Genomic DNA, 11,620 nt, shown 5'->3' on the forward strand with positions numbered 1-11,620 from the left:
TGTATTTATCTGATTTATGACACTTTCAAAAAAGTAAGGATATTTTTTGTACATTCGGCATTTCTTTTTTGTCTTTTTAATTTTATTTTTTTCACTGAGTAATAATGCATTTAGTGCTGAAACGATCATCAAAGATTATAAAATTCAAGGGGTCAATGGCGACCTTGAAAAAAACGTCGCGCTTTACATTAAACCGTTAATAGATGAAAAAACGTCTAAAGCCTTGCAGCGTCATGCTAAAAGCCAAGTAAAGGCGAGCTTAAAAGCACTGGGGTATTATAAGCCTGTCGTTAAAATAAAATTTGATAACGCCGAGCAGTTGATCATCGTTGATATAGAGCGTGGGCCAGTGACACGTATATCCGACGTCGATATTACCATTAGCGGGGCCGGTAAAGCGGATCCTGAGTTTATGGTTGCTGTAGATAGTATTAGTTTAAAACCGGGTGATTTTTTAAATCACGCTAAATATGAAGCGGCAAGGAAGCGTATTGAAAGTCAACTTTTAGAGCTGGGGTATTTTGATGCTAAATGGCATGCACATACCTTGGCTGTATCTCTTAAGAAAAACAGTGCGAAAATTACCTTCAATGTTGATACCGGTCCTCGTTATCAATTTGGTGAAATAACGATAGGTAATCAAACGCCAGCTGAAAAATACATTCGATCTTTAGCTGAATTTAAGGCAGGTCAACCTTACAAATCAACAGAAGTATCCGACTACAATCTAGCGCTCTCGAGTACCCCTTATTTTACGAGTGTACGAGTCTATGCCGACATAGCAAATCGAAAAGATGGCAAGGTGCCAGTGAATGTTGATGTTTTGCACAAGCCTGCAAATAGTTACGAAGTGGGGGGAGGATTTAGTACCGACCTAGGCCCAAAAGTGCGTTTTAAATGGTCTAAACCGTGGATTACACAAGACGGACACTATCTCGAAAGCAACCTGAATGTCTCTGAAAAGCAACAAGACATATCGTTAGGTTATACTGTGCCGGTAAATGATCCAAATGATGATTTATGGCGTTTTTCAGTTGGTTATAAGCTCGAAGATAAGCTGACGAATGATGTATACAGTAAAATTTTAACAGCCCAACTGCAGCGCCAGTGGTTAACTGATGATGAGTGGGTGCGTACTGCCTTTTTAAGACGCGATAGAGAAACCTACCAAATTGGCGATGAAGAGCAAAGCTCTAAAATGCTGATGCCAGGCATTAGTTACGCGAAAAAAGACACCGAAGGTGGCACAACACCTTACGAGGGTTATCAATGGCTTATATCTGCTGAATTTGGTTTAAAAGACATGTTTTCAACGACAAATATTTTGCGACTTCAATTGCAGAACGCTTGGCTTACAACCGTTGCTGATCGTCACATGATATTTTTACGTGCCAATTTGGGGGCCATGTTAGTGGATGATATTGACAATGTGCCTTTTTCACTGCGTTTCTATGCGGGGGGGGACCAAAGTGTCCGTGGTTTTGCATATCAATCAATTTCTCCTGAAGATGAAAAAGGTCGCCTTATTGGGGGGAAATACCTAGCCACTGGAACTGTTGAGTATAACTATCAATTTGCAGAACATTGGCGAGCTGCCGTCTTTGTAGACAGTGGTACAGCGACTAATGATTTTACTGATCGTGTTGAAGTAGGTGCTGGTTTTGGTTTTCGTTACTTAACGCCCGTTGGACCCGTTCGCATTGATCATGCATGGGGGCTGACAAAAGAGAGTAAAAGTACCCGTTTAAGTATTACCATAGGGCCTGAAATTTAATGAACAAGTTTAAAAAAACGACGACGATTTTATCAGCCATACTAGTCAGCGTAGGCGTCATACTTTTTTGTTTATTATTCACCGCGCCAGGAAATCACTTTATTGCATATTCAGCTAATAAATTAGTAGATGGCTTGAAGATAAATTTACCGAGCGGGCGTTTTTTGTACAATGATGCATTCGATATCTCGTACGATAAACAAGGACTCAAGTTTTCAGCAAAACAACTAAAAATTGATTTGTACTGGTGGGGGTGTGATGGTGTTTGTGTAGACAACTTAAGTGCGCAAACAATAGATTTAAAACTTGATACACCCCCTTCTTTGGCAGAAAACCCACAACCAACCGATACAGAAATGACTGACGGTGAGCCCACCACGGCTGAGCAAATAACGTTGCCGATAAATGTCACGGTTAAACGCATTGCTGTTAATCGTTTTACCTTGGAGCATGCAAGTGCTGATGTGACGGTGAGCAAATTAAACCTGACAGCCTATGCATCACAATCTGATATCAACGTACACGCATTTACTATCGCCGATATTGCAGTTGCATTGCATGAAGTAAAAGAAGCCCCAAAAAGTGCGCCGCTGAATGAGCTGCCAGCTCTACCATCACTTGATTTTACCTTACCAATTAATGTGCAATTGCACGCATTTAAGGTCGATAAAGTTGCAATAACTCCTTTTGCAGCTGAAAGTGCGCACGTTATTAACAACATTGAACTTGAAGCGATAGCGAAAGAGAGTGAAATCAGCGTCGAGAAATTGGCTGCACGTTACATTGACTGGCAGTTGAATACCCAGTTTCATGCGCTTTTAAGGGGTGATAATAAAGTTGATGCCTCGTTGTCTGTGGTTAATTCTCAGCACCAAGCAACTCTTGGCTTAAATGGGCGTTTAGGGGATTTAAACTTAAACCTCACTACGCAGGGTCAATACCCAGCTACACTGAGTGGTCAAGTCAATCTACAACAAACGAATTACCCGTTTAGCCTAAAAGGTGGCATTGATACGTGGCTGTTAGACACAGAAGCTGCGCAATTACGTTTATCTGACCTTGCTATCAGTATGCAAGGCGATGCGGATGATTACGCCATTAATGTGAATTTAACAAGTCGGCTAGGTGCATACCCTGCGATGTTAACTGAAATGCAGGCAAATGGAGGCCTTACACGAGTCAAAATTGATCAACTAAAGCTCAGTGCTAACGACAGCCAAGCTACGGTTAACGCATCAGCAGATTGGTCTGAGGGCGTGACAAGTCAGTTTTCAGGCACGTTAAGCGATTTAAAAGCTCAGTACTTAACGGATGCCGTAAGCAGTAATTTATCTGGCAAGTTTAATGGCTCCTTCACTCTAAAAGACGAGGATTGGCAGCTAATCTTAGCAAACACAGTGATTGATGGCACAGTAAATGATATCCCTGTGAACGTCGCCTCTGACTTTAAACTCGACAGCAGCCTTCACGCGAGTTTTGATAAGCTTGAGCTTAAAAGTGGAAATAACGAAATTACACTATCGGGTCAAGTCGATGATACATGGCTTGTTGACGGTAAAATCCGCCTTGATGCAAGTGAACAAAGTGTGCTTCCTTTGCTGGGGAAAGGAAGTGCAGACCTTAAATTGCGCGGAGCACGCCTTGAACCGACAGCCAATGTGAACTTGCTCCTCAATACTTTAAGTTATCAGGATATCCAAGTTGAGGGTTTGGCGTTAAACGGGCAGTTTGATTATGCTGCGGACTGGCAAACAGAGATATCGCTTATTTTGGATTCAGCTAGTTTTGCTGAGCACAAAATTAATCAGATTGAACTTAATGCCTCAGGTGACAAAACGGATCACCATGTCGTATTTTTACTGGATGCTGATCAAGGTAAAGTGTCGTTTGATTTAGATGGAAAGTTCACAAAGAACACGTGGCAAGGGGCGTTAAGTCAAATACTTGTTACCGATAATAAAGTTCGTTTTGGAACAGATAAAGCCATTAATGTCAGTGTAAATACGCAGACGCAAGACTTTAATGTCTCGGCACACTGTTGGCAAAGTGAAAAGTCTCAGTTGTGTGTAAACACCTTGCAGCAAACAAAGCAATTGGGTCAACTTAATGCGCAACTTGGGGCGTTATCGATACCAGAGTTTAAACATTTCTTACCTGATAATCTCGATTTAACCGGCTTAGCGCAAGGTGAGTTTGTTGCCAACTGGCATAACGCAGAGCTAAAAACCCTGCGAGCTAACATTAATACGCAAGAACTAGCTGCATCACTAATCGATGGTGCGACAGTTTATAAGCTACCGATTGAGGTCTTCAGCCTGTCTGCGATAAGTGATGCAGAAACGGCGAAGCTTGAAGCGACACTCGACTCATCAGTACTTGGAAAAGTAACCTCACAAATTAATGTAGAGGATATTCAAAACCAGCAATTACTCTCGGGTGATCTGGTTATTGAAAAAATTCTACTCACGAATATACAGCCTTTTATTGGCACGTTAGAGCAGCTAAATGGTGATATTAAGGGTCAGCTTGCCTTGGCAGGTTCATTAAAAGAGCCACTCATTAATGGTGAGCTTAATGTTGACAGCATTAACTTAGAAGGAGCAACGCTTCCTGTTTCATTGCAAAACTCACAGGTGAATATCGCTTTTAATAATCAAAGTGCGACAGTGACTGGTGAGCTAAAAGACCGTGAAGGGGGAGCGCTAAAGTTATCTGGGGGTGTTGATTGGCATGCAGATTTACCCGATGTAAATTTACAATTGCAAGGCAATGAGTTCTTTGTACGTGCGCAACAAGATGTCACCTTTAAAGTGTCGCCTGAGCTCACTATGTCATTAAAAAATAATGCCTTTAACCTTGAAGGGCAGGTTGTTGTTCCGTGGGGGCGGATTGCCATTGAGGAGCTACCCGAGGGGGCTGTGCAAGTCAGTGATGACGAAGTCATTGTGGATATTGAACAACAACAAGCTGAAAAAGTTCCTTTCGATTACGCTATCAACTTAAAGGTACTGGTTGAAAGAGACGTGCGTATTGATTCATTTGGATTACAGTCAAAAGTCGAAGGGGATATTAATATCAACATGGACCAAACGACACCGATGATTGCCACCGGAGAATTAAACCTTGTTGAAGGAACCTACCGCGCTTTTGGCCAAGATTTACAAATACGGACAGGTCAAGTCGGCTTTAGTGGCTCTATAGATAAACCGTATTTAAATATTAAAGCTATTCGCAACCCTGATAACACCGCAAATGGTGTGGTTGCGGGTATTACTTTAACCGGGAATGTGGAACAGCCATCGTTAAAAGTGTTCTCAGAGCCGGCAATGGATCAAGCACAAGCATTGGCTTACTTATTGAATGGTCAGCCACTTGACGAAGGGGACAGCTCAACCGATGCAATGTTGACGCAACTATTATTAGCGCAAGGTGTTAACCGCAGTGAAGGTGTGGTATCTAAAATTGGCGAAAGCTTTGGTTTATCGGATGTGAGCTTGAGTTCTACAGGCAGTGGCGATGATACTAAAGTTGAAATATCAGGCTATGTTACGCCCGGTATTCAAGTGAAATACAGCGTGGGGATTTTTGATTCATTGAGTGAGGTGGCAGTGCGCTATCAACTCTTGTCACAACTGTATATTGAAGTAACCAGCGGTCTTTATCAAAATGTTGATATTCTGTATAAGTTTGATTGGGATTAATAACCATACCAATCCGCAATAAGACTTAATCATGTTGAGGGACTAAACCTGTCGCTGCCTGTGTTAAAAATGTCTGATTTACGACTGCATGGATGCAGGGGGGAGAGCAATGCAGGAGCAATTGCAGTGAACACCTCAATAACGACATTTTTGCCTTGTTATCAACGAGGTTATATTGCCTCAACATAGAGCACTTAATTAAGCGAATCGTATCACAGTGCGTTGGGGTATTTTTACTTGCTTAATTGTTAAGAAGTTAATAGGCTGAATTGTCAATTACTTAAAAGATAATAATAATGAAATTTAGTCTATTAACGGTATGCGTTGCTGCACTTTTAACAGGGCCTATTCACGCTGCTGATAACGTTGAAAAACGCTCAGCAGCTGAAATTATTGAAACCGCAGATGAGTCTCAATGGCGCATTGTGCAACCAAACAACGTTCTTAAACTTACTCTCCCGACGGGTGCCGCGTATATTGAGCTCAATGATGGCTTGGCGCCTTTGCACGCCAAAAATATGCGACTACTCGCCCAAGAAGGTTTTTATCAAGGGCTGAGTGTTTACCGCTTTGTTGAAGGTTTTGTCGCGCAAGGTGGTGACGCGAATGAAACAAAGTCGGTTAAAAAGGCGAAAAAAGCGCTGCCTGCTGAATTTTACTTCAAAACGGATACACCACTGGCGATCACTGAATTAAAAGGCCCAGATGGTTACGCAGTAAAAACGGGCTTTCTAAATGGGTTCGCGGTTGCGCAAAATGAAAGTCAAACACAAACATGGCAAGTGCATTGCCCCGGCATCTTTGCAATGGCTCGTGATAACGATATTAACAGTGGTGGCACAGAATTTTATGTCACGATAGGTAATGCACAGCGCTACCTAGACCGAAATATTACAGTATTTGGGCGTGTATTAGAGGGGATGGAGCACTTTAACCAATTAATGCGAAAGCCCATTGAAGGTGCGGTATTTAATCCTATTACAGATATGCAAGTTCTGGCTGATATTACAGACACTGATACAAGCCAGTTTAAAGTAATGAAAACAGATTCAACAGCTTTTAAACAGTTAATCGATGCGCGCAAAAATCGAGTAGAAGATTGGTTCGTTGAAAGCCCACATTACATCGACGTATGTGCCATGCCTATTCCAACCGAGCGAATAATGCCAAGTAGCAGTAATACTTAATCATTTTGAGGGATTAAACCTGTCGCTACCTGTGTTAAAAGTGTCTGATTTACGACTGCATGGATGCAGGAGGTAGAGCAATGCAGGAGCAAATGCCGAGAACACTCCAATAACGACATTTTTGCCTTGTTATCAACTCGGTTTGATTGCCTCAAAACTGTTCATTTAATTGAGCGAATTGGCATAAATAAGCCATGACCACTCAATAGATTATTTGATACAATGGTTGCCCTATTGGCAAATAACTATAAGGGTATCGGGTGGTTAACCTAGGTCCGCTGTTCGGCGAATTAAAAACATGCTTACGCAAAGATCAATTCATCCTCAAAAAACGCCTGCATGGCATCAAAAAAATAAACGATGAAACAAAGCAAGCGAACATAGCGCAAAAAATTGCGGATGATATTGCTCGCTCACAGCAATTGCGTGTTCAACGTATAGCGGCATTACCATCAGTAACCTATCCAGAGCAACTTCCTGTTAGCCAAAAGAAAGAGGATATTAAGCAGGCGATTGCCAACAACCAAGTGGTGATCATTGCAGGTGAAACTGGCTCGGGTAAAACAACACAAATTCCAAAAATGTGCTTAGAGCTTGGTCGTGGGGTAGAGGGCTACATAGGGCATACTCAACCAAGGCGTTTGGCAGCTCGCAGTGTTGCTAACCGTATTGCTGAAGAGATGCAATGTGAGCTTGGTCAGCAAGTCGGTTTTAAAATTCGTTTTAGTGATCAGGTCTCAGATAATAGTTATATAAAATTGATGACCGATGGTATTTTGCTGGCTGAAATTCAGCAAGACCGCTTTTTAAATCAATATGATACGATTATTATCGATGAAGCCCATGAGCGTAGCCTAAATATCGATTTTATTTTGGGCTATTTAAAGAATTTATTGCCAAAACGCCCCGATCTAAAAGTCATTATTACCTCAGCAACCATCGATCCAGAGCGATTTTCTCAGCATTTTGATGACGCCCCGATTATTGAAGTGTCAGGACGCACTTTCCCTGTAGAAGTACGTTATCGCCCAACTACAGAGATTAATAAAGAAGAGATGGAAGCCGATGGTGACCAACTGCAAGGTATTTTTGATGCCGTTGACGAGCTGTGTGACGAAGGACCCGGTGACATTCTTATCTTTATGAATGGTGAGCGTGAAATACGCGACACTGCCGATGCGCTTTCTAAACGCAACTTAAAAGGCGCAGATATCCTGCCACTCTATTCGCGTTTATCAAATGCCGAGCAAAATCGTATTTTTGCACCGCATTCACGTCGCCACATCATTTTAGCCACAAATGTGGCAGAAACCTCGTTAACCGTGCCCGGTATTCGGTATGTTATTGACCCAGGCACCGCGCGAATTAGCCGTTACAGCTACCGTACAAAAGTACAACGCTTACCAATAGAGCCAATTTCACAAGCCAGTGCCAATCAGCGTAAAGGCCGTTGTGGTCGTATCGAAGCGGGTATTTGTATTCGTTTATACAGCGAAGATGATTTTAATTCGCGTCCAGAATTTACTGACCCTGAAATTCTACGTACTAACTTAGCGTCGGTTATTTTGCAAATGCTAGGCCTTGGGCTGGGCGATATGCAACAATTTCCGTTTGTACAAGCGCCAGACAGTCGTAACATCAATGATGGTTTAACGTTACTCGAAGAGCTTGAGGCGGTTAAACCTGCTAAGCGCCATAAGCAAACTGAGCTGACTAAATCAGGACGTAGTTTAAGTCGTTTACCCGTCGACCCGCGTTTAGCCAAAATGGTGCTAACCGCAGACAGCCTTGGGGCATTGCGTGAAGTTATTATTATTGTTGCTGCGCTTTCGATTCAAGACCCCCGTGAGCGACCCCAAGAAAAGCGGGGAGCAGCTGATGAAAAACATGGCCGATTTGATGATCCAGATTCAGACTTTATCGCATTTTTAAATCTGTGGAATTATCTTGAAGAGCAACAAAGTGAGTTAAGCAATAGCCAGTTTAGAAAGCTGTGTCAAAAAGACTTTTTAGCTTATATGCGTATTCGAGAATGGCAAGATATCGTTTATCAACTGTCGACTGTGTGTAATGAAATGGGCATGAAAGCAACAACTAACGTAGCCGACAGCGACCGAATTCATCAGTCACTCTTAAGCGGTATGTTGAGCCACATAGGTTTTAAAGACGAAAAACAAATTTACAAAGGCGCACGTAATAGTCAGTTCCATATTTTTCCGGGCTCAGGATTATTTAAAAAGAGCCCTAAATGGATTATGGCTGCGGAGCTGGTGGAGACAAGTAAACTCTACGCTCGTATAAATGCCCGTATCGACCTTAAATGGGTTGAAGGTTTTGCTCAACATTTAGTGAAGCGCAGCTACAGCGAGCCTCATTGGGAGAAAAAACCGGGTGCTGTTATCGCCTTCGAGCAGCAAACTTTATACGGCCTGCTTATTGTTAATAAGCGTCGTTGTGTATACAGCAAAATTGATCCTAAAGTGAGCCGAGAGTTGTTTATTCGTGGCGCTTTGGTAGAACAAGAGCTTGGTCAGAATGAAGGCTTTTTACAGTATAACCAAGAGCTTATTGATGATATTCAAGTGCTTGAGAATAAGTCTCGTCGTCGCGATATCTTAGTGGATGAGCAAACACTGTATGAGTTTTACGACAAAAAAATTCCTGCTGATATCAACAATCGTGCGGCATTTAACGCCTGGTGGAAGCAACAAAAACAAAAAGATAAACGCTTTTTGCACATGTCACGTGAAGCGTTAATGCAGCATGGTGCTGATCATGTCACCGAATTTGATTACCCAGATACATGGCAACAAGAAAACTTACTCTTGCCGCTGACGTACCATTTTGATCCAGGGCAAGCTGTTGATGGTGTTGCGGTTCAAATTCCGGTTGCATTACTTAATCAAGTACAAGAAACCGGCTTTGATTGGCATATTCCTGCGTTTAGGCATGAGTTGATTTGCGCATTAATTAAGTCATTACCAAAAACACTACGCCGTAATTTTGTTCCAGCTCCGAACTACGCCGATGCTGTATTAGCGGCAATTGAGCCTATGCAAGGCAATTTAATTGACGCCATAAGCACTCGTTTGCTGCGTATGACAGGGGTACGTGTTGAGCCAGACGCTTGGGATTACTCAACGTTGGCCCCTCATTTGCGTTTGCAGTTTGAAGTTCGCGATGAGCACGATAAGTTACTTGCTCGAGGCCTAAATTTGGCTAAGTTGAAAGCTCAGCTTCAGGGTAAAGTCACCGATACCTTATCAAAAGTGGCTGATAAAGGCATAGAAAAAGCCGACTTAACACAGTGGAGCTTTGGTGAGTTACCAGCTTCCTATGTTAAAAAGCAAGGTCAGTATGAAATAAAAGCGTTTCCAGCTTTAGTCGATAAAAAAGACTCCGCTGCGGTTGAGTTATTTGATAACGAACAAAAAGCACAGCAGGCGCACCAACAGGGCTTACGTCGTTTAGTGCTTTTAAATGTTCCGTCACCGATTAAGTATTTGCAGCAAAATTTACCTAATAAATCTAAGCTTGGGTTGTATTTTAACCCCTTTGGTAAAGTGAATGATTTGATTGATGATTGTATTGCTGCAGGTGTTGATAGTTTATTGATAAAGTACGGCAACATTCGTACTCAGCAAGCATTTGAGCAGGCTAAAGAGCAAATTCGTGGTGAGTTGGGCGATACGGTGGTCGACATAGCAACGCAAGTTGAGCAAGTGCTAAGCATTGCTCACAGTCTTAATAAGCGTATGAAAGGGCGCGTAGATTTAACCATGATCACTGCTCATGGTGATATTAAATCACAATTACAAAGCCTCGTTTTTAAAGGGTTTGTAAGTCAGCACGGCGCGGCAAAAATGGCGGATTTAATTCGTTATTTAAAAGCGATTGAACGTCGTCTAGAAAAACTCCCTGTTGATCCTAATCGAGATCGTTTATGTGTACTTGAACTAGAAAAAGTGGCTGAACAGTATCAAAAACTGGCGAATAAAATTCCCAAAGGAATGCCCGTACCTGATGAAATCAGGTCTATTTTTTGGATGCAGCAGGAATTACGTGTTTCTTTATTTGCACAAACACTAGGGACACCTTATCCTGTATCTGCAAAGCGTGTTTTAAACGCAATCAAAGAATGTGAGTTATAATTCAGTAAAGGTATGCGCAATGAAACAGTGAATTCATTGCGCTTGAATTAGTAACACAAATGCTAAAAGGAGATTATGTGGGCATAGAAAAGGATAAACCGATTGCAGTTCCAGCAGACACTTCACGTCGAGTACGACCAGAAATTTTGGTTGTTGACGATGAATATTTTAACTTCGAAATGCTCAAAGCAACCTTAAGTAATGAGTTTTCGTTAAGCTATGCAGATTCAGGAACATCGTGTTTGGCATCGGCTATTGCAAACCCTCCCAATGCCATTTTATTAGATGTGTGTATGCCTGGTCTTGATGGTTATGACACGTGTCGGTTATTAAAAAACACCCCGGAAACAGAAAATATCCCCGTTGTTATGGTATCTGGCTTAGAATCTGAACTTGAGCAAAAAGCAGGATTTGATGCTGGATGTGACGCCTATGTAGTGAAACCATTTTCTGTAAAAACACTCATAGAAAAAATAAAAGCACTTGTGTAAGGAGGCGTCATGTTCCATGAGGAAAAGCGCGATTTTCGCCGCATGCAAATTCATACCCCCGCAAAGTTAATACCTTTAGAGGGCGAAAATAGTCACACCGAAATAGTCGTTACATGCACTGATTTAAGTGCAACAGGCTTAGCAATATGTTGTGATGAAGTATTAGAAATTGGCAGTGTTTACCGAGTGGTGATTGCCTCTACGAGCACAGCAATCACCTCGTTTGATGCAACAGTTAAAGTTATTAGAGCAACCAAGGAGCAAGATGGCTCCTTGAGTGCAGGACTTGAAATTGTTCACTTTAACTAGGTTTTAG

The 11,620-nt window shown here is 42.0% G+C and carries 6 protein-coding genes; all 6 read left to right on the forward strand.

Annotation, left to right across the window (positions count from 1 at the left end; all coding sequences use genetic code 11):
- The first annotated feature begins 46 nt into the window (after nt 1-46).
- The 6 genes from IT970_RS06190 to IT970_RS06215 all read left to right on the forward strand — a co-directional run bounded on the left by IT970_RS06190 (nt 47) and on the right by IT970_RS06215 (nt 11,613).
- Nucleotides 47-1,774 carry an autotransporter assembly complex protein TamA gene (locus tag IT970_RS06190; RefSeq protein ID WP_065979370.1) on the forward strand — a complete coding sequence of 576 codons (1,728 nt, stop codon included), beginning with the start codon at nt 47-49 and terminating at the stop codon, nt 1,772-1,774.
- The gene (gene tamB, locus IT970_RS06195; RefSeq protein WP_196857685.1) at nt 1,774-5,475 is read left to right on the forward strand and encodes an autotransporter assembly complex protein TamB; all 3,702 of its coding nucleotides are present in this window, start codon (nt 1,774-1,776) and stop codon (nt 5,473-5,475) included. Before IT970_RS06190 ends, tamB begins: the two co-directional genes overlap by 1 nt.
- 296 nt (nt 5,476-5,771) lie before the next feature.
- Nucleotides 5,772-6,662 (forward strand): peptidylprolyl isomerase, encoded by an 891-nt coding sequence (locus tag IT970_RS06200; protein WP_196857686.1) that lies wholly within the window; start codon nt 5,772-5,774, stop codon nt 6,660-6,662.
- A gap of 260 nt (nt 6,663-6,922) precedes the next feature.
- Nucleotides 6,923-10,813: an ATP-dependent RNA helicase HrpA gene (hrpA, locus tag IT970_RS06205; RefSeq protein WP_065979367.1), complete on the forward strand. Its 3,891-nt coding sequence runs from the start codon at nt 6,923-6,925 to the stop codon at nt 10,811-10,813.
- Between the two features lie 83 nt (nt 10,814-10,896).
- On the forward strand, nt 10,897-11,304 hold the full coding sequence (locus tag IT970_RS06210) for a response regulator (protein WP_256213682.1): 408 nt from the start codon (nt 10,897-10,899) through the stop codon (nt 11,302-11,304).
- A 9-nt stretch (nt 11,305-11,313) separates the two neighbouring features.
- Nucleotides 11,314-11,613 (forward strand): PilZ domain-containing protein, encoded by a 300-nt coding sequence (locus IT970_RS06215; RefSeq protein ID WP_036969429.1) that lies wholly within the window; start codon nt 11,314-11,316, stop codon nt 11,611-11,613.
- The last annotated feature ends 7 nt before the right edge of the window (nt 11,614-11,620 follow it).

Source organism: Pseudoalteromonas sp. A41-2 (genome assembly GCF_015767615.1).
Lineage (GTDB): Bacteria > Pseudomonadota > Gammaproteobacteria > Enterobacterales > Alteromonadaceae > Pseudoalteromonas > Pseudoalteromonas lipolytica.

Excerpts from the sequence above, each read along its gene's own strand:
- IT970_RS06215 (WP_036969429.1), top strand. The coding sequence starts at position 11,314 with ATGTTCCATGAGGAAAAGCGCGATTTTCGCCGCATGCAAATTCATACC.
- tamB (WP_196857685.1), top strand. The coding sequence starts at position 1,774 with ATGAACAAGTTTAAAAAAACGACGACGATTTTATCAGCCATACTAGTC.
- IT970_RS06200 (WP_196857686.1), top strand. The coding sequence starts at position 5,772 with ATGAAATTTAGTCTATTAACGGTATGCGTTGCTGCACTTTTAACAGGG.